At 38.3% G+C, this 21,124-nt stretch carries 19 protein-coding genes and 1 tRNA gene; 11 read left to right on the top strand and 9 right to left on the bottom strand.

Features of this window, described 5'->3' with window-relative positions:
- Positions 1-295: 295 nt before the first annotated feature.
- Positions 296-1,801, top strand: coding sequence for a transcription termination factor Rho (rho, locus tag B5X76_RS06035; RefSeq protein WP_079642161.1), 1,506 nt, complete (start codon positions 296-298; stop codon positions 1,799-1,801).
- A 72-nt stretch (positions 1,802-1,873) separates the two neighbouring features.
- Positions 1,874-2,554: a CDP-diacylglycerol--serine O-phosphatidyltransferase gene (pssA, locus tag B5X76_RS06030; protein ID WP_079642159.1), complete on the top strand. Its 681-nt coding sequence runs from the start codon at positions 1,874-1,876 to the stop codon at positions 2,552-2,554.
- Positions 2,555-2,566: 12 nt separating this feature from the next.
- On the opposite strand, the gene B5X76_RS06025 is transcribed toward pssA, so the two are convergent.
- On the bottom strand, positions 2,567-2,980 hold the full coding sequence (locus tag B5X76_RS06025; protein ID WP_079642157.1) for a hypothetical protein: 414 nt from the start codon (positions 2,978-2,980) through the stop codon (positions 2,567-2,569).
- A 76-nt stretch (positions 2,981-3,056) separates the two neighbouring features.
- Positions 3,057-5,849, bottom strand: a complete 2,793-nt coding sequence (locus B5X76_RS06020; RefSeq protein WP_079642156.1) for a hypothetical protein — start codon at positions 5,847-5,849, stop codon at positions 3,057-3,059.
- Between the two features lie 681 nt (positions 5,850-6,530).
- Here B5X76_RS06020 and mgtE point away from each other — a divergent pair.
- Both mgtE and B5X76_RS06010 read left to right on the top strand, forming a co-directional pair.
- A complete protein-coding gene (gene mgtE, locus B5X76_RS06015; RefSeq protein WP_079642154.1) occupies positions 6,531-7,910 on the top strand; it encodes a magnesium transporter in 1,380 nt (459 codons plus the stop codon).
- Between the two features lie 107 nt (positions 7,911-8,017).
- Positions 8,018-8,094, top strand: a tRNA-Asn gene (locus tag B5X76_RS06010).
- A gap of 42 nt (positions 8,095-8,136) precedes the next feature.
- Here the strand turns inward: B5X76_RS06010 and rlmF are convergent.
- Positions 8,137-9,051 carry a 23S rRNA (adenine(1618)-N(6))-methyltransferase RlmF gene (rlmF, locus tag B5X76_RS06005; RefSeq protein ID WP_245800970.1) on the bottom strand — a complete coding sequence of 305 codons (915 nt, stop codon included), beginning with the start codon at positions 9,049-9,051 and terminating at the stop codon, positions 8,137-8,139.
- Positions 9,052-9,286: 235 nt separating this feature from the next.
- On the opposite strand from rlmF, the gene thrS reads away from it, so the two are divergent.
- The 6 genes from thrS to B5X76_RS05975 all read left to right on the top strand — a co-directional run bounded on the left by thrS (position 9,287) and on the right by B5X76_RS05975 (position 14,153).
- On the top strand, positions 9,287-11,212 hold the full coding sequence (gene thrS / locus B5X76_RS06000) for a threonine--tRNA ligase (RefSeq protein ID WP_079642152.1): 1,926 nt from the start codon (positions 9,287-9,289) through the stop codon (positions 11,210-11,212).
- A gap of 48 nt (positions 11,213-11,260) precedes the next feature.
- On the top strand, positions 11,261-11,785 hold the full coding sequence (gene infC / locus B5X76_RS05995) for a translation initiation factor IF-3 (RefSeq protein WP_394333395.1): 525 nt from the start codon (positions 11,261-11,263) through the stop codon (positions 11,783-11,785).
- 36 nt (positions 11,786-11,821) lie between these two features.
- Positions 11,822-12,022 (top strand): 50S ribosomal protein L35, encoded by a 201-nt coding sequence (gene rpmI / locus B5X76_RS05990; protein ID WP_079642148.1) that lies wholly within the window; start codon positions 11,822-11,824, stop codon positions 12,020-12,022.
- Positions 12,023-12,124: 102 nt separating this feature from the next.
- Positions 12,125-12,469 (top strand): 50S ribosomal protein L20, encoded by a 345-nt coding sequence (gene rplT, locus B5X76_RS05985; RefSeq protein WP_079642146.1) that lies wholly within the window; start codon positions 12,125-12,127, stop codon positions 12,467-12,469.
- Positions 12,470-12,636: 167 nt separating this feature from the next.
- Positions 12,637-13,503 carry a glycerophosphodiester phosphodiesterase family protein gene (locus B5X76_RS05980; protein WP_079642144.1) on the top strand — a complete coding sequence of 289 codons (867 nt, stop codon included), beginning with the start codon at positions 12,637-12,639 and terminating at the stop codon, positions 13,501-13,503.
- 65 nt (positions 13,504-13,568) lie between these two features.
- Entirely contained in the window at positions 13,569-14,153 is a 585-nt protein-coding gene (locus tag B5X76_RS05975; protein ID WP_079642143.1) for a 2'-5' RNA ligase family protein, read from the top strand.
- Positions 14,154-14,243: 90 nt separating this feature from the next.
- Here B5X76_RS05975 and lon read toward each other — a convergent pair whose 3' ends face one another.
- The gene (gene lon / locus B5X76_RS05970) at positions 14,244-16,727 is read right to left on the bottom strand and encodes an endopeptidase La (protein WP_079642141.1); all 2,484 of its coding nucleotides are present in this window, start codon (positions 16,725-16,727) and stop codon (positions 14,244-14,246) included.
- A gap of 312 nt (positions 16,728-17,039) precedes the next feature.
- Here lon and B5X76_RS05965 point away from each other — a divergent pair, with 312 nt between their 5' ends.
- Positions 17,040-17,711 (top strand): tetratricopeptide repeat protein, encoded by a 672-nt coding sequence (locus tag B5X76_RS05965; RefSeq protein WP_079642140.1) that lies wholly within the window; start codon positions 17,040-17,042, stop codon positions 17,709-17,711.
- Between the two features lie 74 nt (positions 17,712-17,785).
- Here the strand turns inward: B5X76_RS05965 and B5X76_RS22145 are convergent, their stop codons facing one another.
- The 5 genes from B5X76_RS22145 to B5X76_RS22140 all read right to left on the bottom strand — a co-directional run bounded on the left by B5X76_RS22145 (position 17,786) and on the right by B5X76_RS22140 (position 21,120).
- The gene (locus B5X76_RS22145; protein WP_217699624.1) at positions 17,786-18,637 is read right to left on the bottom strand and encodes a YciI family protein; all 852 of its coding nucleotides are present in this window, start codon (positions 18,635-18,637) and stop codon (positions 17,786-17,788) included.
- Between the two features lie 99 nt (positions 18,638-18,736).
- Positions 18,737-19,162 (bottom strand): DUF1801 domain-containing protein, encoded by a 426-nt coding sequence (locus B5X76_RS05955; protein ID WP_079642138.1) that lies wholly within the window; start codon positions 19,160-19,162, stop codon positions 18,737-18,739.
- A 7-nt stretch (positions 19,163-19,169) separates the two neighbouring features.
- A complete protein-coding gene (locus B5X76_RS05950; RefSeq protein WP_079642137.1) occupies positions 19,170-19,634 on the bottom strand; it encodes an SRPBCC family protein in 465 nt (154 codons plus the stop codon).
- An 11-nt stretch (positions 19,635-19,645) separates the two neighbouring features.
- Positions 19,646-20,038, bottom strand: a complete 393-nt coding sequence (locus tag B5X76_RS05945; RefSeq protein WP_079642135.1) for a VOC family protein — start codon at positions 20,036-20,038, stop codon at positions 19,646-19,648.
- A 149-nt stretch (positions 20,039-20,187) separates the two neighbouring features.
- On the bottom strand, positions 20,188-21,120 hold the full coding sequence (locus tag B5X76_RS22140) for a DUF1801 domain-containing protein (RefSeq protein ID WP_079642134.1): 933 nt from the start codon (positions 21,118-21,120) through the stop codon (positions 20,188-20,190).
- Positions 21,121-21,124: the final 4 nt, after the last annotated feature.

Raw genomic sequence — 21,124 nt, 5'->3', positions numbered from 1 at the left:
TGGCTTAGGTGTACTTACAGGTGCTAAACATACAAAAAAAATAAATATGTTTGATTCATTGTCTTATCTATATGTGCAATAAGTACTTGTGTTCGGGTAGATTTTTAATTTTTTTTTTGAAATATCAAATCTTATGGTTTTCTTTGTGCATTCTCAAGTTTATCCTGATTCAGAATAAGAAAATGATATTTTTTTCGTTTTGAATGAAATAACTTAAATAAAAATGTTTTTTAAGTTTTAAGGCTAAATTTCAAACTGTTAAAATCCAAAGAAATACAATCATAATTCAACATTAATGAATATTAACGAATTGAATTCAAAACTCGTGTCGGAATTGCGCGAGATAGCGAAGGTGTTAGGCATTGTAGAGGTTGAAAAGCTTCGTAAGCAAGAATTAATTGATAAGATTGCTGAAATTGCTCAACAACCAGTTGCAGAATCTCAACCTGCGGCAGCTGAAAATCAAGAAGATGCCGATGATGCTGACAAGCCTCGTCGTCGTACAAGAACACTGAAAACAGAAGCATCTCCTGTAGTACGTAGAGATAAAGCAGATGATCAATCTGCTCCAAATTTATTTAACACGGAGTCTACTGTTTCAAACGAACCAGCGCAAGCTACTCAGGAACAAGACAAAGTTGTTGAAAGTAAGAAAGCAGAAAGTGCTTCTTCAGCGAATACTGATTTTGATAATGTTATTGTCAACGAAGGTGTATTGGAGATAATGCCTGATGGCTATGGTTTCTTACGTTCTTCAGATTATAATTATTTGACTTCCCCTGATGATATTTACGTTTCTCAGTCCCAAATAAAGTTATTTGGACTTAAAACGGGTGATAATGTAAGAGGTTGCATTCGTCCTCCAAAAGAAGGTGAGAAGTATTTTCCTTTGGTAAGAATTGAGTCTATAAATGGCCAAAACCCTGCAGAAATAAGAGATCGTGTACCATTTGATTTCTTAACACCTTTGTTTCCTGATGAGAAGTTGAATTTAGATTTAGGAACAAACAATTATTCTACGCGTATTATGGATTTGTTTACCCCAATAGGTAAAGGTCAGCGTGGATTAATCGTAGCTCAGCCTAAAACAGGTAAAACTAATTTGTTAAAAGAAGTTGCGAATGCAATTGCTAAAAATCACCCAGAGGTTTATCTTATTATCTTATTAATAGATGAACGTCCTGAAGAGGTGACCGATATGGCTAGATCTGTACGTGCTGAGGTGGTGTCATCTACATTTGATGAACCTGCTGATAGACACGTAAAAATTGCAAACATCGTGTTGGAGAAAGCGAAACGTATGGTGGAATGTGGACATGATGTCGTTATTCTTTTGGATTCTATTACACGTCTGGCACGTGCTTACAATACGGTTGCACCAGCTTCAGGAAAGATTTTGTCTGGTGGTGTTGATGCGAATGCGTTGCACAAACCTAAACGTTTTTTTGGAGCAGCCCGTAATATTGAAAACGGAGGTTCTCTTACTATCTTAGCAACTGCCTTGACGGATACTGGTTCTAAGATGGACGATGTGATCTTTGAGGAGTTTAAAGGTACTGGTAATATGGAGCTTCAGTTGGATCGTAAATTGGCGAATAAGCGCCTATTCCCAGCAATTGATTTGACTGCATCGAGTACTCGTCGTGATGATCTATTGATGGATAAAGATGCTTTACAGCGTTTGTGGGTACTAAGAAACCACTTGTCTGATATGAATTCGACTGAGGCCATGGAGTTTTTATTACAACAATTGAGAGGAACTCGTTCGAATGAGGAGTTTTTAATTAGTATGAATGGGTAATTTCGTATTAATTTGATATTTTTAAGCCATCTAATTTTAGATGGCTTTTTTTATAAAAGAGACAGATTACTTATGAAGAAATATATACCGAATACTATAACTTGTTTAAACCTTTTTAGTGGTTGTATGGGGGTTTTGTTTGTCTTGAAGGGAGAGTTTAATCTTGCTTTGTATTGTGTTTTGGCTTCTGGTATTTTTGATTTTTTTGATGGAATGGTGGCTCGTTTGCTTCATGTGAAGTCATTAATAGGTAAAGAACTGGATTCTCTTGCGGATGTAATCAGCTTTGGATTTCTTCCGGGGACAATAATGTATATGTTATTGCAACAGGCCACGACAAACGAGTATATTCCGTATTTAGGTTTTTTGATTACCGTATTTTCTGCCCTCCGCTTGGCAAAATTTAATATTGACGAACGTCAAACGTCAGATTTTATTGGGGTAAATACTCCTATGAATACCTTTTTGATTGTTTCCTTGCCTTTTCTGTCTACACAGTACCCTGTTTTGATTGAGAACGTTTATTTCCTATTGGGATTGACATTGGTTTCCAGTTTACTTTTGGTGTCAGAGCTTCGTCTTTTTTCAATGAAATTGAATTCTCTAGGTTGGGAGGAAAATAAATTTAAATACCTTTTTCTGATAATTTCTTTTCTGATTATTTTATTGTTAAAGGTTAGTGCAATACCAATTGTATTCGTGTTGTATATCCTGTTTTCGTTACTTCATTTTGGGAAAAATGAAGATGCTTAACCGGATTAACAGTTAGCAGTAGCTGTGTTCTTGGATTGCATCTTCGATCTTATCGGCCCATAGCTTTATGATAGCCGCAAGCTCGTATTTTTCTTCCTCAGCGAGCTGGATCATAAGCTGATTAAGTGTTTGATACATTTCTAGATAATCTGGGAATTGACCGTAAATGTCTTTGAAGTCGTTGATGATATCAATCAAATGACAGTACATTTCGTACTCCATGAACTTGTTCTGATGGCAAATGTTGGCATTTATCCAACCTTGATCAGATTTAAAACCATTTTGTATGTGCTCGTCACAAGCAATATTGAATTTTTCTCTCATGTGTACAAGTTCGCTTTTTACGTAACCTTTCTTAAGGAGAAGGGTGTCAAAAATTGCCATGAGTCCCTCTTGAAGTTCTGTTTCTTTTGGTATCAGTGCCATAATTCTGTTGCTGAAATGGTGTGTGCATAATACGTAACAAATTGATTAGGTGTTTGTTTTGTAATTAATCGGAAAATTAATAACTGTAGTTTAAGCCAAATGTAGGGAATAGTTGCTTTTGTGCGTTGTTATCATTTATGTAGGTAATTCGGGCCGAGGCGGTAAATAAGGGTAGTGTGTATTTAAAAAGATTGAAATCAATATCGACGCCGAGACTGTTTGATTTTGGTGCTAGCTTACTATGATGAATATTTTGGTAATTGGCTGAAATACGTGCCCGAACCCTCTTTATGTACGCAAATTGGCCTATAGATAGGTCTGGATAGCTTATTGGAAGCCTGTAGTCAAATAATAATGTGTTTTTGATAGTTTCATACGGTACGAATGAGAAGCCTTCAACCATAGGGATATCTTGTGTGTAAGTATATCTGCCTGTATTGGATTGCATAGCATATCTAACCTGTAAACCATGATTCAATACCAGTCCTGGAAAATAGAAATTTGTCCGAACGGACCATGCTGTCCCTGTAAGGGTGCTTTCAAAAGGTACATGCCGTAGCGTAAAACTTATGTTTTGGCCCCACCGTGGAGTGATATCCATATTGGCACGACGAGAATTTTTATTGAAGTAGATCTGATAATTCAGTGGAAAGGCAATCTCATCATTGAAATTTTGGAGATTAGGTAGGCTAATATTATACCTTTTTAGATAGGATGTGCCAAAGTTAAACCCATATGAATAGATCGTGTTTCCACGGTATTTACTGAACGGGATGCTGATGTCTAGTGCCATAATACGCTCTCTCCAATCGAATGGGATCGTCGTGGAATTATTACTTTTTGCGGCACCGATCTGCCCTCTATCGGTGTAGGATAGCGTGATTTTTGGAAAGTACTTTTGGTAAGTCAGCGAAGCGGAATAACTGCTTTTGCGGATATCTGTGTCGTATTCGTAACCGAGTTTAAGCGAAGTCGTATTGAGAAGGTCATTGGAAAGCCAAAATATACCTGGTTTTAGGTTGTCAAAGCTCTCGAAATCGTTGCCGCTAAGCGTAAGACTATGGAAATTGACGCTGTTTTTTAGTGTGTTATATTTCTTTATGACATAATCTTTTGTGATGCTACTATCGTGTGACGAAGCTGTTTTTGATTTTAAATCTTGCTTGCTATAGAGGGAAGGTATGCTCTCTGCTTTCACTGAAAGCTCCTGAATTTGAGATAATTGTAAATTACTTATCTGATAACCCTGTGGTGTATAATCATTGTACCATAGTGTATCGGCATGTAGGGATGGATTGAAAGCACCAAAGCGACTATTGGTGAGCTGTGTCAAAGAGCCTTTGCTCCACTTGAATATATCGTCTTTATTTCCGTAATTGGCTTTGAATATGATGTCTTCTTTATCAAACAGAGGCCGTTCTATCTGCATATTTGACCAGTCTAAAAGTAGTTTGAATGAGTTGTCCTGAAGATTAATCTGTAGTAGATTCGTTCCTTTTTCACTCACTGCTATCGCTATTACCTCCGTTCCCGAAGCATTAAATTGAGGTTGTTGAAGGTGTATTCCTACAGGTAAAAGAAGAGAGTCTATCTTCTTGGAAGAGGCTATATCTAACCGAATAAGAGAGGTACGATTTGCAAGGTTTACCTCAATACAAAGAATCTCTTTCTTATTTGGAGCTATGATGGGACTGTAATATCTGCTGTTTTTGCTAAGTGTTTTTTTCTCTTTGCGAAGGATATCATATAGCATAATTACATTATAGGTTTGCTTCTCAAACCTTGCATCTTTGCGATATTCGTCCCAGGTTATAAGCTCATCGCGTAGATCAAAGTAGGGCATAATCTGCATGCCAAGGGTTAGAATTTCTTTGTGTTTCTGCTCTGGATTTTGGTTGATTTGAACTACTCTAGTTGTTCTTTGTGGTCCATCTTGCAGTGCATAAATGCTGCCTTTTGTGGACTGGGGGAGTAGATAACTCGTGGGGTATTTGTCTCGTTTGTATGGGGTGTTTGTTTCAAAACGCAGGGAATCTGCACCCCATTTTTGCCCTAAGTTGGCCATTGTTAACTCGAAAATATCGCTTGCTTTATGCCCATAAATCTTCTTTAAACTCCGTTGGAAATTGAACGGACGTAGTAATTTTCCATTCATTTCATCGAGTATTTTGCCTTGGATTAAGGAGTCTTTCTGGTACAGTTCACTGTTCATAAAGTATCCTATAGTATAAAAACTAGGTACGATATCTTTAAATGACCCATGGATATATTTGTTGAAATGATAAGATCGACCGGTTAAAATATCTGTTCGAATTGGCATCTGCCATGAGGAAACCCTACCTCTTCCTCCTTCAGAAAACAGGGTTTCCTGTAGGACAGCGTCGCCTTCAAAGTACCAGCTGGGGAGGTTTAAACCGAATAGGGCAAGAGCTAATTGCTCCCCAAAAGGGCCTCTTATTTTTCCTGTCAAATTGTCAAATTGGGCAATGTGTCTAGACTCGTGTAATGCTAAATTCGGTAGCCACTCTTGATTGTCTGCGACAGCTGATGGGGTAGAGTAGAGTTCTGATTTTCGAGGTGCTAATTGTACGAATCCATTTTGTTGAATGTGATTTTGCTGGATAATTATGTTTATAAATCGTGATTTTCTCCGTAGGTCGGAAGAGGTTTTTTTGATGTATTTTTCTAGATCATGAGCCAGTTGTGGTGCAGCAGGACTAAACTCATCTGGGAAAATAAGACGAAATTGATCCGAGGTTATTTGCATCCATTTTACTTTAAAATGTGCTTGACTATCATCGAAAATCTGACTAAATAATATATGGAAATTTATAGTTAATATAAGTGTTGTTAATGTTTTGATTTTCATATATTAAATAGTTTTAATTATTGTTAAATGATTGTTTGCTAATTTTGTTAGTGTTTTTAAGGTTGTTTTTGTTTATCTTTAGTTTATTTAATTTTTGTTAAATATCTGATTAACATTATTTAATGTTTTATTTTAAATATGTTTTTTTTGGTTTTTATTTGTTGTTTAAATAGACTGAAGCCTGTTTTTTTGTAAGGACAATTTATAGTTATTTATGGATTTACTAATGTACTGTTTTTTTGTTAACAAGATACACCTAGGTGCATTTTTTGTTGTTTGAGGTTGCACGCTATGGTTCATCGGCTATTGTGCTGGTTGAGGGTGTCTTGATACTTGTTTTTTTGAGTAGGTTCTGTTTTGAAATGGTATGATTTTGTCTTTGATATTTTTTCTTTTTTAGGGTGCAGCGTATTGTCTCTTTATTTGAGAAGTGGATATTTTCGTTTGATGGGTTAAGCGATTTTTAAGTATAAATGTGGTTATGACATAATGTCTTTTTTTGTGAAACTGGAACGAGTTGTTTTTAGCAAGTTAGGGGCTGAAAAAAAGATTATTTTTTTTGGTTTAAAAAAGCGACTTTTGCAACGTACTTAAACCACCGAGGTGTGTTTAGTAGGTGCACACTAATTAACATACTCTTTCAAAAGAAGTAAATCATGTAGGATAAATATCGGAGGCAATATGGAAGAATTGGAAATGCAAGTTGTGTATATAGAGCAGCTGATCGAAAATGGCAATTTAGAAGAACTGGAGACTTTTCTGAATGAGCTTAATATTTCTGACGTCGAGGAATTGATCGATGAACTTCCAGAGCACGGTGCGCTTTTTTTGGAGACCCTCAGTCTGAAGCGAGCCGTTAATGTATTCCGTATTTTAGACTTTCCGACACAGGAACGTATCTTCAAAAAATTATCGGCTACAAAAATTCGAGAGATCATCAATGAAATGCCGCCCGATGACCGTACATCTTTTTTGGGCGAGCTAAAGGGGGATGTTGTAAAACGTCTTATCATTATGCTTTCTCCGGAAGAAAGAAAGGAAGCATTGTCATTGTTGGGGTACCCTGAGGATAGTGTCGGGCGACTGATGACTCCCGATTATATTACGGTTAAGGCCCATTGGAGTATCACGCGGATTTTGGATCATATCCGAAGGTATGGAGGTGCGTCCGAAACGATCGATGTTCTGTATGTGATTGATTCAGATGGTAAGCTTATAGATGATATTCGTATCAAAGATATTTTGCTTGCGGAACCGGATATGAGAGTGGGTGATCTAATCGACAACCGCTTGATATCTTTAAATGCAAACGACCCACAGGAAGACGCGGTAACTATTTTCCGGATGAATAACCGGGTCGCTTTGCCGGTTGTAGATGAGCAAGGGATAATGTTGGGGATTGTGACGATCGACGATATTCTCTGGGTGGCTAACGAAGAGTATACTGAAGACATGCAACGTTTCGGTGGTACTGAAGCACTGGACGAGCCTTACCTGGATGTTTCTATTTTGCATCTGGTCAAGAAGCGTGCGGGGTGGTTGATCGTTTTGTTCTTAGGACAACTCTTGACAGCAACGGTTATTGAACATTTCGAGACCCAGGTTGCATCAGTGGTTTTCTTATTTGCATTAATGCCATTGATTATCTCCAGTGGAGGGAATAGTGGTTCGCAGGCATCTACATTGGTTATTCAAGCTATGGCACTAGGTGAGGTGACATTGGTCGATTGGTGGCGTGTGATGAAGCGAGAGATAATATCCGGTACGATCCTTGGATTAATTCTAGGAGTGCTAGGTTTTATAAGGATTGCAACTTGGCAGTTTTTTACTGATAATTACGGAGAGCACTGGGCTTTGGTGGCATTAGTTGTGTCTCTATCTCTTGTGGGGGTGGTGTTGTTAGGTTCATTAACGGGATCGATGTTGCCCTTTTTGTTGAGACGTTTGGGTGCAGATCCTGCGAGTTCATCAGCGCCGTTTGTATCGACTTTGGTCGATGTAACGGGTCTATTGATTTACTTTAGTTTTATTACCTTGATTTTATCGGGAGTGCTGTTGTAAATTATTTTTTTGGCAATGAATGACTTGCGATTTTTTTGATAGAAATATTTGCAAAGACAAATTAAACTTCCGATAATTGCATCACCGAAAGGGAAACAACATAAGATTCCTGAATAGCTCAGTTGGTTAGAGCATCTGACTGTTAATCAGAGGGTCGCTGGTTCGAGCCCAGCTTCAGGAGCCATGTTTGTAAAGCCATCAACTTAAGTTGATGGCTTTTTTTATATTACCATTTCCAAGCAAGAATTCTTGAAACTTTCTGTCCCTGTTGCATCGGGATAATCTCGATCGCTGTCGCTTTGTGATACTCGAGTATAGCGACTAGAGGTTTGATATGATCTTTGCTGGATACAAGTGTGGTTACCCAGTTGAGGTGGTCTTTGAGCTGAATACTCTCATAGATCAGTTTGGATATAAAAGCTTTTTCTCCCCCAGGATACCAAAGTTCATTGGGATGACCCGAGAAATTTTGAACTGTGGGCTGCTCTTTGTCTTTATGCAAGTTTTGAAACTTCTTTGAACTGACTTTCCAGTTGTCCTCTCTAGATTTAAAAAATGGGGGGTTGCAGATAACTGCATCGAACCGATCTTTTTCGAATATAATTCCTTGTAAGATGTGTTCTTTGTCGTCTTGGAACCTTAATTGTATTTTCTTTTTGAGCCAAGTGTTTTTGTTAATGTTTATTTCAGCATATTGAATGGACTTCGGATCAATCTCTGTTGCCGTAAAATTCCATTCGTATTCTTGCGCGCCGATGAGGGGATAGATTAAGCTTGATCCGGTTCCAATATCAAGAACTTTGATCTTCTCGCCTGTTGGAATCTGATTTTCGTTATCTTTTGCTAAAAGATCGGCAACGTAGTGGATATAGTCTGCTCTCCCAGGGATGCCCGGGCAAAGGCTGTTTGGACTGATCTGCCAATTTTTAATTTTGTACTCATTTACGAGCAAAGCTTTATTTAGCTCGAAGACAGCTTTCGGATTTGCAAAGTCAATGCTCTGTGTGCCGAAATCATTTGTAAAGACAAAGGCCAGAAGGGCGGGGTTGCTTTTGCACAGTTTGTCCATCTGGTAACCGTTGCGATGTTTGTTTCGAGGGTGTAATTTTGAAGAGGTTGCGCCTTTATGGGTCATGTTCATTTACTATTGTTGAATTAACAAAGGTACAGTTGTAAGGTTATTAAATTGCATGTAAACGTAAAATTAGTCGTTGTCCTGTTGTTTTTTCTGTTTGAGATTCGAGAATGCCAAGCATTTTATCTATGTTTGGACATTATTAAATAACTAGAAGTGGCCGCATGTAGAACAGTGTAATTGTACATACTGTATGTGGACGTGTCTAAAGCATTAACAAATTTTAAAATCATAATTGTAGATGATTAACATTACTCTCCCTGACGGTTCGGTACGTCAGTATGAAAAGGGGACTACTGCTATGCAGGTAGCGCTCTCTATCTCCGAAGGTTTAGCTCGAAATGTCTTAGCTGCAGAAGTAAATGGTGAAGTATGGGACGCTTCCCGTGCCATTGACTCGGATGCGTTTGTCAAGTTATTGACTTGGAATGACGATAAAGGTAAATCTACTTTTTGGCATTCTTCTGCTCACTTATTAGCAGAGGCTTTGGAAGAATTGTATCCAGGAATTAAATTTGGTATAGGTCCTGCTATTGAAACGGGTTTTTACTACGATGTGGATTTTGGAGATCAGGTGTTTTCTTCTGACGACTTTAAGCAGATTGAGGATAAGATGCTGGAATTGGCAAAGCGGAAAGAGATCTTTGATCGTAGAAGTGTATCGAAGGCGGAGGCCCTTGCTTATTTTGAAGAAAAAGGAGATGAGTATAAACTGGATTTGATCAAAGATCTGGAGGATGGATCGATTACGTTCTACTCGCAAGGTAACTTTACAGATTTGTGTCGTGGTCCACACATCCCTAATACGGGTTTTATTAAAGCTATAAAATTGACTAACGTAGCTGGTGCATACTGGCGTGGTGATGAATCCAGAAAGCAGTTGACTCGTATATATGGTGTTACCTTTCCGAAGGCATCTGAATTAACGGAGTATATCAAGTTTATCGAAGAAGCTAAGAAAAGAGACCATCGTAAGTTAGGTAAGGAATTGGAGCTTTTTGCTTTCTCTGAAAAGGTGGGGATGGGCTTGCCTTTATGGTTGCCTAAAGGGACTGCTCTGCGTCAAAAGTTAACTGACTTTTTGCAGAAGGCACAACTTAACTCCGGGTACGAGCCTGTGATGACTCCACATATTGGACATAAGCAGCTTTATATTACGTCGGGCCACTACGAGAAGTATGGCGCAGATTCATTCCAGCCGATCAAAACACCTGTAGAAGGAGAGGAGTTTTTGCTGAAACCGATGAATTGTCCTCATCACTGTGAGATTTATAAAACTAAACCGCGTTCGTACAAGGATCTTCCAGTTCGTTTTTCGGAGTTTGGAACAGTGTACCGTTACGAACAATCGGGCGAGCTTCACGGATTGACTCGTGTTCGTGGATTTACACAAGATGATGCGCATTTGTTCTGTCGTCCTGATCAGGTGAAAGAAGAGTTTAAGAAAGTTATTGACTTGGTGCTTTACGTGTTTGGAGCCTTAGGCTTTAACGAGTATACGGCACAGGTGTCTTTGCGCGACCCAGACAATAAAACAAAGTACATTGGTTCAGACGAAAATTGGGCTTTGGCCGAGTCTGCAATCATTGAGGCTGCCGCAGAAAAAGGACTTCCTACGGTAGTTGAGTATGGTGAAGCAGCATTCTATGGACCTAAGTTGGACTTTATGGTTAAGGATGCCTTGGGACGGAAATGGCAATTAGGTACCATACAGGTAGATTATAATTTGCCTGAGCGTTTTGAGCTGGAATATACAGGTAGTGATAATCAGAAACACCGTCCGGTAATGATTCACCGTGCACCGTTTGGATCGATGGAGCGGTTTGTTGCTGTCTTGATCGAACATTGTGGTGGACAGTTCCCGTTATGGCTTGCTCCTGAGCAGTTTATCGTCTTGCCAGTGTCAGAAAAATACGAAGATTATGCGCAAAAACTTTTAGAATCGCTAAATAATTCCGATATTCGCGGTCTAATCGATCTTCGTGACGAGAAAGTAGGACGTAAAATACGTGATGCTGAAGTTAAGAAATTGCCTTATATGCTTATTGTAGGGGAAAAGGAGATGGAAAGTGGCACAGTTTCTGTTCGTAAGCATGGTTCAGTGGACTTAGGTTCTATGACGTCTGATGAATTTAGAGATTTATTAATAAAAGAAATAACCGTTTAAAATTTTAAACATTTGGCATTAAAAAGACCTAGTGGTCCTAGACCACCAATGAGGAAAAAAGAACCGGAGCACCGTATCAACGAATTTATACGTGTGCCTGAGGTACGTTTAGTTGGGGATAATGTTGAGCCAGGGGTATATCCTACCCGCAAAGCGTTAGAGCTGGCCGATGAATTGGAGCTAGATCTAGTCGAGATTTCTCCAAATGCTGTTCCTCCTGTTTGTAAAATTGTTGATTATAGCAAGTTTATTTACGAGCAGAAGAAAAAGCAAAAGGAAATCAAAGCGAATGCCAAGCAAACAGTTATTAAGGAGATTCGTTTTGGACCAAACACGAGCGAGCATGATTTTGATTTTAAATTGAAACACGCTATGCGGTTTTTGGAATCCGGAGAGAAGGTCCGTGCTTATGTACACTTTAAAGGACGTGCTATTGTCTTTAAAGAGCAAGGAGAGATTTTGTTGTTGAAGTTTGCGCAAGCATTGGAAGACTATGGGAAGGTAGAGTTGCTTCCAAAATTGGAAGGTAAACGTATGTTTTTGACCTTGGCACCTAAGACAACAAAGAAATAAGAGTATTCTAACAGATTGATATAAATAATAAGTATTATGCCAAAAGTAAAAACCAATTCCAGTGCGAAAAAACGTTTCAAATTGACTGGAACAGGTAAGATTGCAAGAAAAAGTGCTTACAAAAGCCACATCTTAACGAAAAAGACTACGAAGCAAAAACGTAATCTAACACAAACAACTTATGTTTCTGATGGAGACTTAGGTAATGTTAAACGTATGTTAGCTATCGGTAAATAGTTCGCAGAGTTAAGTTAAATAAACAATATTTTTTGACCGGGTATAGGGTTGTAAGATTGCTGAAAAACGTAACACCTTTTACCAAATTAAATTTTTATAAATATGCCACGTTCGGTTAACGCAGTAGCTTCTAGAAGAAGAAGAAAAAGAATCTTGAAATTAGCAAAAGGCTATTTCGGTTCACGTAGCAAAGTATATACTATTGCTAAAAATACAGTAGAAAAAGGTTTACAGTACGCTTACCGCGACCGTAAGACCAAAAAACGCGAGTTCAGAGCTTTATGGATTCAGCGTATCAATGCAGGATCACGTCAACACGGAATTTCTTATTCTCAGTTGATTGGTAAATTGAATGCTAAGAATATCGGTTTAAACCGTAAGGTTTTAGCTGATTTAGCGTTGAATAATCCTGATGCTTTTAAAGCAGTCATTGACGCTGTAAAATAGTTTAGTTTTAAATCGCTATCGATTTGTTAGATATTAAAAGGAACCCAATAGGGTTCCTTTTTTTTTAATACCTTTTGTTTTTGCTAAAGTATTTATCGAAACTAAATAGACTGGTAACAGTTCCTTAAAATAGAATGTTTAGATTTGTTGCAGAAAAATCTAATTCAATGAAAAGCCTTATTATTGCAACCCTTATTGTATTGTCATTAAGTTCAGCTCATGCGCAAAATCTACACACGCTGAACTTTGAAAGTGTAAAAGAAATGCATGACTATTTCAGATATAGTAAAGGTAAAAAAATAATATCCGGTCATCGGGGTACTGTTGAACTGGGGCTGCCTGAAAATTCAATAGCGGGAATGACCGAAGTATTAAAGCATACCCCGGCTATTTTTGAGGTGGATCCTAGGCTTACGAAAGATGGGGTAGTTGTAATGGTGCACGATGCTACATTGGATCGTACTACAACGGGGAAGGGCAAAGTATCTGATTATACCTGGAAAGAGCTAAAAAAGCTCCGCTTGAAAGACCATGCTGGCAAGCCGACGAATTATCGTATTAATACGTTGGACGAAATGATAAAGTGGGCTAAAGGGAAGACCATTTTAAATCTTGATAAAAAGGATCTTCCTTTGGAGATGACAGCCGAAATCATCCGTAAGCATAATGCTTATGCTTGGGTGTGGGTTACTGTTCATACGGTTGAGCAGGCTAAGTTTTACTTGGGAAAAAATCCTGAACAGTATATGTCTATGCATATCAAGGATGAGAAGGCTCTGGATGATTTAATAAGGTCAGGCCTTCCGTATGATAGGATGATTGTATACATTGGCCCTGAGATAAAATCCACTAATCAGGCCATGTATGATTTTTTTAATCAGAAGGGCGTATTGTGTATGATTTCTACAGCACCGACCTACGATAAGCTAAAAAACAAAGAAGAACGTGCGGAAAAATACAGGACAGTATTTGCGGATGGGGCTGGTGTACTTGAATCAGACTTGCCGATAGAGGTTTCTGAGGCAATTAAGTAATACTGTCTAACTGGGGTGTTATGGTTTTATTTGTTATCTTTAGGAAGGACCATAAATTGTAGGCGATGGAAAGTGTAAAGGTATCTTTGGCATTTGTACCTTGTGAAAGTGTTAATGCAAAAATTAAAAATCTAAAGGAAATTCTTAAATCGGTGATTGGCTGGTATTCGAGCTGTAACTCAGCGGGACATGTTACGATATGCGAGTTTGAAACTACTCGGGACGAGTTGAGTAGAATTGCTAGTCTGCTTGTAGAAAAGCTACAGTACGAACATGCCCAACATGTTTATTTTAATGATTATTCGATTTTTCGGCATGGCGACACCTATACGTACTATATTGCACCAACAGTACAGTCCAAATACTATTTTAACCAGCGTTCGGCAGTCGTTATTGATGCTTTGAAAGATAGATTTTCGTTAAAAGCTATTTCTAAAGAACCCCATTTATCGATAGGGCGTAAGCTGGAAGAGGTGGCTATTAAAGACGCCAAAAATAGCCTGAAGGAGATTGATTTAGATTTCTATTGCGATTCGGTATTTATTCGCGTTTTTAACCCTGATATAAAACAGTACGATATGTTTCTAAAGGTTCCCTTTGGAGGTAAGGAACGTTTATCGGATGCGGGCCAATTAAGTTTTAACTTTTAACAAAAAAGCATCATTTGGTAAAATGATGCTTTTTTATATTGTCTGTATGCAACGGACATTAAGAACTTTCATGATCTGCGAGCTGGCGGATCATGAAAGTTTTTTTGCAGGATCTGTATTGAATCTATTAATGTCTTTAGCCTGTTTGACTTTGCTTTTTAATAGTGCGAGATCAATGACTTCCGACATTTCGGATACGTAGTAGAACTTCATATCTTTAACATAGTCTTCTTTGATCTCTAGGATATCCTTCTCGTTGGATTTGCAAAGGATAATCTCTTTGATGTTGGCTCTTTTTGCAGCTAATATCTTTTCCTTTATACCTCCTACCGGTAGAACCTTACCGCGTAGGGTGATTTCTCCCGTCATAGCCAGTTTTTCTTTGACCTTACGTTGGGTAAACAAAGAGGTAAGTGCTGTAAGCATAGTAATACCTGCAGAAGGTCCATCTTTAGGCGTGGCTCCAGCAGGAACATGTATATTAACGTCCCAATTATCAAAGGCACGGTAATCGATACCAAATTCTTCGGCATGCGAGCGTAAATAGGCCATAGCTATTGCTGCAGATTCCTTCATCACGTCACCAAGATTACCTGTGAGGCTAAGTTTACCTTTGCCTGGGCTAAGACTAGATTCTATGAATAAAATATCACCACCAACTGCTGTCCAAGCTAATCCGGTTACTACACCTGCGACTTCATTATTCTCATAGATGTCTTTGTCAAATATAGGTGCTCCTAGTATCTCTTCTATAGCATCTGCGTTGACACTCGCTGTGTGTGGTTTTTCCATAACGATTTTGGTCGCTATACCACGTACTACCGAACCTATCTTTTTTTCTAAACCACGCACACCAGATTCGCGTGTATACTCTTCAATGATCTTTTCGATCACCTTATTATTTAATGTCACATCCTTACTTTGAAGCCCATGCATTTCGCGCTGCTTAGGAAGAAGGTGTTTCTTTGCGATTTCGATTTTCTCTTCTATCGTATAACCATTCACTTCAATAATTTCCATACGGTCCAGTAGTGCCGGTTGGATGGTGCTCAGTGAATTGGCTGTAGCAATGAACATGACTTTCGATAAGTCGTATTCCATTTCTACATAATGGTCATAGAAATGTGTGTTTTGTTCGGGGTCTAACACTTCTAGTAATGCGGAAGATGGATCTCCTTTGAAGTCAGAACCAATCTTATCGATTTCATCCAGTACAAACACAGGATTAGAAGTTCCTGCCTTTTTAAGCGACTGAATAATACGTCCCGGCATAGCACCAATGTATGTCTTACGGTGTCCTCTGATTTCAGCTTCATCACGTACTCCTCCTAGGGCCATACGGGTATACTTACGACCTAATGCTTTGGCGATAGATTTTCCTAATGATGTCTTACCTACCCCTGGAGGGCCTACGAGACAAAGTATAGGCGCTTTCATGTCGTTCTTAAGTTTCAAAACAGCTAGGTATTCAACAATACGTTGTTTAACTTTATCTAGACCGTAATGATCTTTGTCTAGTACTTTTACCGCTCTATTTAAGTCAAACTTGTCTTTTGTGAGTTCTCCCCAAGGCAGATCTAGCATTAACTCTAAGTAGTTGAGCTGTACGGAATAATCCGCAGCAGCAGGGTTAATCCGCGCTAGTTTTTCTAATTCTTTGTCAAAGTGTTTTTTGACATCCTCAGGCCATTTCTTAGTTTTAGAACGTTTCTTTAAATCTTCTATTTCCAGGTCAGGGGTATTACCTCCTAACTCTTCCTGGATTGTTTTTAACTGCTGGTTTAAAAAATAATCCCGTTGCTGTTTATCTAAATCAATGCGTACTTTGTTTTGGATCTGGTTTTTTAGTTCCAACATCTGTACTTCGGTTGTTAGATGTTCTAGCAATAATTTAGCACGTTTAACAAAGTCTTTTAGTTCCAATAGATCCTGTTTGGCTGCCAGCTCTAAAGCCAGATTAGAGGATATAAAATTCACTAAAAACGTGGGGCTTTCAATATTCTTAATTGCGATTCCGGCTTCTGAAGGAAGATTTGGAGACAACTGTATAATTTGTAACGCTAGCTCTTTAATGGAAGAAATTAAAGCCTTAAATTCTTTACTGCTTGTTTTGGGCTTTTCTTCGGCGAAGCGTTCGACCTTAGCCTTAATATAAGGTTCCGATTGAACCAGTTCCTGAAGTTTAAAACGTTGTTTCCCTTGTATAATTACCGTCGTATTTCCATCGGGCATTTGCAATATCTTAATGATATTGGCAACGGTTCCGATTTTGTTTAACTGATCAAAGCCTGGATCTTCTACGGACATGTCTTTTTGTGAGACAACGCCAATAGTGCGATCCCCTTTATAGGCTTCTTTTACGAGTTTTATAGATTTATCCCGGCCAACAGTAATCGGAATCACAACTCCCGGAAACAATACGGTGTTACGTAAAGGGAGAATAGATAAGATTTCAGGTATATCTTCGTTTCGCATTTCGTCTTCATCCTGTGGGCTTAATAGGGGGAAGAATTCGGTGTCTTCACTAATTATTGGAATAGCCTGGTTGAAGTCGAATGTGTCAAATTTGCTCATATATTGTTTTGTTTAAAATCCGACAACATGTCAGACTTTAGGTGTACTTTTTCCGTTATGGATTATGAATGTTTATAATGCAAGCTGAATGCCAATTGTAAAAAGTGGTATTATTTATGCTGTACTCCTTATGAAACCTGCTAAATAGTCATAAAGTTTTGGATTTATGACAGCATTTTGATAAAGTAGGTTAATGTAAAAATAAAAGAAAATGTATTATTGTGGAAATGTTTATAAGTATTTGTTGATGGCTTAAACTTATTGTGGCATTTTTACTCTAACACGTATAGTAGAAACATTTAAATCAAGGATATGAATATTAAAATTGCAAATAATCAATTGAGATCATTAAAGTTGGGGATGTCGGCATTAGCCTTAGCCTTGATGACATTAACGGCTCAAGCGCAGCAACAACAAGAACATAGCAACCCAAATGTGAGATTGGGACAGAAAGCACTGCTTGAAGGTGATTTCAAATCTGCAGTTTCTCATTTAGAAAAAGCAATGCCTACAGAGTCCAAAGATCCAGATGTCCTTTATCTATTAGGGTACTCTCAATTTCAATCGGGTGATTTCCAAAAGGCTGTAACTTCATTTGGTAAGGTTGTTGCATTGGATGCGAAGAATGCAAATGCTTATTATTATAAAGCCAAAGCTAATAATACATTGGCAGTTGCTAAAGAGAGTAAGCTTTCAAATACACAAAAAGAGCAGTTGCTTCAATCCGCAGTCGGAGATTATACAAAGGCTATTGCTGTGAATGCAAATGATGCTAAGTTGTATCAAAATAGGGCGGTAGCTTACCGTGATTTGGGGATTTTAAAAGGAACAGCTGGTACGGATAATTATAACAAAGTCGCAGCTACAGAAGCATACAATAAGGCGGTGACTGATTATGAAAAAGTGCTTTCTTATGATTCGGCTCGTAAAGATATACAGACTGAACTTAAAAAGGCAAAGGTATACCGTGATAATCTGAAGTAGATCAGAAAATAAAAAAGGGGCGTTCATTTTTGAAAGCCCCTTTTTTATTTGGCCAGGTCAGATTCGTCGGTATTCTATGGCTTTTCTTTTGATATCTTAAGGGCGGTTTCGAGATATATTGGTAGCGCTGCCGATCCATACCAAGTGTAAATTGTATAATCCAGATAGTTGTTTTTGATGGCCAGATCGGATTGTAAAATATTCCTAAGCTCTTCTTCGCTTGTGAGGTTATGGAAGATGAAAATACCCCTATAGTTTTTGTCATTTTTTGCAATAGGACCTGCGACTACGAGTTTTTGTTCTTCAACTAATTTCTGGATATTTTTTAGATGTTGCGAAAAGCTGTTTTTTCGTTCTTCGGTATTTGTTGATGAATTTTTACCTGTGTTTAAGATGACGAGGAAATAGGATTTTATTCCGTATGAATCGGCTCCCAATGATTTAGCAAGAGCCTCGTCAAACTGTGTGTTTTTACCATCACTTTGTGACGTCTGTCGTTCCAAGAAGTACGATGTCGATTTAGTCCCGGCATCCGAAATACTTACCAGAATCTTATTTTCATTGATGTATTTATAGGAAATAAGTTTCGGAAAGTCATGTGTTGGATTCGTAACGGACAATGTGCTGTCTTTTGTCTCCCCATCAAACTTTATTGTACGACCATTGTTATGGCCGATAACACTTGCTTCATACAGCCATCGTTCGTTTTGTTTATTTAGTGCTAAATACTCGGCGATATCTAATGTATTACCTCGGTTCGAATAAGAAAATCCCTTTAAGGAGCTGTCAGTAAGTATATCCCAATGTTCGAAATTTTCTTTTTGTTCTACTTTCCAAGTTCCCGGGAGTACCTTAAGCCAGTTTATTTGTGCCGATACGATTGAGGGCATGCCGATTAAAAAAAGGTAGAATAATATGGTTTTCATATGTGTATAACTTTTTTTATCTGTCATTAATTTGTCCCGACTAGTCGGGATAGAATACTCATGGGTTCCTGTGCTTCGCTAAATATGCGTATTTCTTATTTATGAGAGCCTATTGTATTTTTCCGATATAAAATTTATAGAGGCTGTCATCATTCTGATTAGTTTTTCCTCGTCTATATCGTCTAGTTTTTTAATGTAGATACAAGCCTTGCCCATCGTGAATTTTCCCAATCCTTCTAGAAGATAGGTATGTTCATCTGCCCCCGTGAAAACATAAAGTGAAATGGCTGCTTTGCGTGGGGAAAAGCCCAGGAGAGGAGCCTCGCCTTCGTGACCACTCGCATACTTGTAATGATAGTTGCCAAATCCAATTATCGAAGGGCCATACATTTTTGCTGGTTGACCTGTGGCTTCCTCCATAAGTTCTATAAGTCGATAACTATCGGCTTTTTTTTGAACGTTTTCAACCTTTTCAATATAGGCAATGACGTCTTCGTCTGTATATTCTGTTTTATTTTTAGCCATTTTAAATTTATTTTTCGCAGAGTTCTTTTAATCGAGCCAAAGATTTGGGCCAAATATCTTCAAACATCTTCTCGTACTCTTCGCTATCAACTTCTACGGAACAAAGAAGATAGGTGTTCCCTCCCTCGATCTCACGGAATCTATAGATTTCATACGCGTTTTTCCATCCATCTACCTGTTCGCCTTCATATAATTCTCCATCTTTTCCTAAGATGCCGATATGTCTTATGGTCACGAGCTCTCCAGGTATATTCTTGTCAATACGTGCTATTAAACCTACTTCATGCCCGGTTTCATCTTTTGCTGTAAAATATCCTTTTGAACCTTCGGACCAGTCGCCCCTAAAGTCAGAGTCTGGACTAAAGAAAGAAGTCCAGTCTCTATAGCTTTCCGGTGCTAACATTATTTGGTGCACCTTTTGTGGAGGGGCCTGTATTGTACTTGTATAGTATAGCGTTTTTAAATTTTTCATAATCCTTATATCTACATGTTTCCCATTCCAAAGACGGTTCCCTGTGGATCTTTGACAATCACATAGTTGAAGCTGCCGTCTTTCTTTTTACTATCTTTTAGTAGTATGCCTCCGAGTTGTAGGCAAGTGGAAAGACTTTCTTTTACATCATTGACAAAAAAATAGGGAATCCATTGTGGTGGAATACCTGAATTGACTCCCCGGTGTGTACATATTCCACCTCCGGGAGTTTCTGTATCAACTGCCATTGCATAGTCTTCATACGATTCTTCGCCATCTTCCATCGCTACTCCGATTTCTTGCCATCCAAATAATGTTTTATAAAATTCCTTTAATTCAGTAGGCTTATCTACAGTGAGGTCTGTCCAATAAAATTGTCCATGTTTGGGTTTGTTTTTACTCATATGGTCATATTGTGTGATTGTTGAAATAGATTGACACCGTTGGGCAATAGCATCGTGCCTTCTTGTTTGATGAATCAATACCTTATCAATCCGCTATTAAATATAGGATATGGATATGAGACTATACTTGACACAAGACAAGAATTATATTAACGTTTGTATTTGTCGTGTAGTCCTTTGCCATCCAAAATCAGAGGCGTTATTTTTTCCATTCGAGTGTGTTTTGTTTTGTCCTGTTTTGCTTCGTTGATGTAAGCTATATATTCTTTCTGTTTTCCCGGAGTCAAATTATCGAAAGCTTGCTTTAAACTACTATTCTGTTCTAATGCTTCTTTAAAAAATCCGTCCGGCGGTTGAACTGGTGTTCGTTCAATTTTTATCTCTTTACCGTCTTTTATGGTCTGTATACTTTCATCAATGTAGCTGCGTATTTTTTGCGAATCCATTTCCTGAACACTTTTGAAGCGCCACTGTCGCAAGGCCTTCGTCTTCCCTTCGGATGCAGTTACCAGTACTTTGTCTCGGTCTTCTAAAAAAACACCGTTATAAAACCAAAGCGAGAAGAAATTTTTAAAGCCAGCCCAACCTATTACATTTTTACCGTTGAGGGTGTAGATGTCGGTTCCCCATTTGAATTCTTTTTTTAGCTCGGTTTGTAGGATAAGCTGATTCATAAATTCTTCACAGTCTATCCACTTGTCACGATGAGCATCCCAGGTAGGCCCCTGCTTGTATTTAAGTAGATCTGTATTGAAATGGACGATATCGGTGATTAATTCTCGAGGTAGTTTTTGGTCCAATGGTATCTGGATAGCGCCTTTGGTCGTTTTAAATGAAGTTAATTTGTCTGCCAAAGCCTCTATTGCTGCTGGACCAGGATATATTCCTATATGGTTTTTAAACTTCGCAAAATGTATAAGATTACCATGCCAACGATAGGTAGGCATGGCGTAGTTGATTGTCTCTTTGGCATCATTTGGTGCTGCATCGCGAATAATCTCACGGAGTTCTTCAAGTGTTTGTTGAGTGTTTTTATCAAAGATGTGAATGTACTCATCTATGGAAGAGAAAGATGTCTGCATCGTA

This window comes from Sphingobacterium nematocida (assembly GCF_900168125.1).
In the GTDB taxonomy this organism is placed as follows: Bacteria; Bacteroidota; Bacteroidia; order Sphingobacteriales; family Sphingobacteriaceae; genus Sphingobacterium; species Sphingobacterium nematocida.
This window is presented reverse-complemented; position numbering and strand designations above follow the sequence as displayed.

Excerpts from the sequence above, each read along its gene's own strand:
- rho (WP_079642161.1), top strand. The coding sequence starts at position 296 with ATGAATATTAACGAATTGAATTCAAAACTCGTGTCGGAATTGCGCGAG.
- pssA (WP_079642159.1), top strand. The coding sequence starts at position 1,874 with ATGAAGAAATATATACCGAATACTATAACTTGTTTAAACCTTTTTAGT.
- B5X76_RS06025 (WP_079642157.1), bottom strand. The coding sequence starts at position 2,980 with ATGGCACTGATACCAAAAGAAACAGAACTTCAAGAGGGACTCATGGCA.
- B5X76_RS06020 (WP_079642156.1), bottom strand. The coding sequence starts at position 5,849 with ATGAAAATCAAAACATTAACAACACTTATATTAACTATAAATTTCCAT.
- mgtE (WP_079642154.1), top strand. The coding sequence starts at position 6,531 with ATGGAAGAATTGGAAATGCAAGTTGTGTATATAGAGCAGCTGATCGAA.
- rlmF (WP_245800970.1), bottom strand. The coding sequence starts at position 9,051 with ATGAACATGACCCATAAAGGCGCAACCTCTTCAAAATTACACCCTCGA.
- thrS (WP_079642152.1), top strand. The coding sequence starts at position 9,287 with ATGATTAACATTACTCTCCCTGACGGTTCGGTACGTCAGTATGAAAAG.
- infC (WP_394333395.1), top strand. The coding sequence starts at position 11,261 with ATGAGGAAAAAAGAACCGGAGCACCGTATCAACGAATTTATACGTGTG.
- rpmI (WP_079642148.1), top strand. The coding sequence starts at position 11,822 with ATGCCAAAAGTAAAAACCAATTCCAGTGCGAAAAAACGTTTCAAATTG.
- rplT (WP_079642146.1), top strand. The coding sequence starts at position 12,125 with ATGCCACGTTCGGTTAACGCAGTAGCTTCTAGAAGAAGAAGAAAAAGA.
- B5X76_RS05980 (WP_079642144.1), top strand. The coding sequence starts at position 12,637 with ATGAAAAGCCTTATTATTGCAACCCTTATTGTATTGTCATTAAGTTCA.
- B5X76_RS05975 (WP_079642143.1), top strand. The coding sequence starts at position 13,569 with ATGGAAAGTGTAAAGGTATCTTTGGCATTTGTACCTTGTGAAAGTGTT.
- lon (WP_079642141.1), bottom strand. The coding sequence starts at position 16,727 with ATGAGCAAATTTGACACATTCGACTTCAACCAGGCTATTCCAATAATT.
- B5X76_RS05965 (WP_079642140.1), top strand. The coding sequence starts at position 17,040 with ATGAATATTAAAATTGCAAATAATCAATTGAGATCATTAAAGTTGGGG.
- B5X76_RS22145 (WP_217699624.1), bottom strand. The coding sequence starts at position 18,637 with ATGAAAACCATATTATTCTACCTTTTTTTAATCGGCATGCCCTCAATC.
- B5X76_RS05955 (WP_079642138.1), bottom strand. The coding sequence starts at position 19,162 with ATGGCTAAAAATAAAACAGAATATACAGACGAAGACGTCATTGCCTAT.
- B5X76_RS05950 (WP_079642137.1), bottom strand. The coding sequence starts at position 19,634 with ATGAAAAATTTAAAAACGCTATACTATACAAGTACAATACAGGCCCCT.
- B5X76_RS05945 (WP_079642135.1), bottom strand. The coding sequence starts at position 20,038 with ATGAGTAAAAACAAACCCAAACATGGACAATTTTATTGGACAGACCTC.
- B5X76_RS22140 (WP_079642134.1), bottom strand. The coding sequence starts at position 21,120 with ATGCAGACATCTTTCTCTTCCATAGATGAGTACATTCACATCTTTGAT.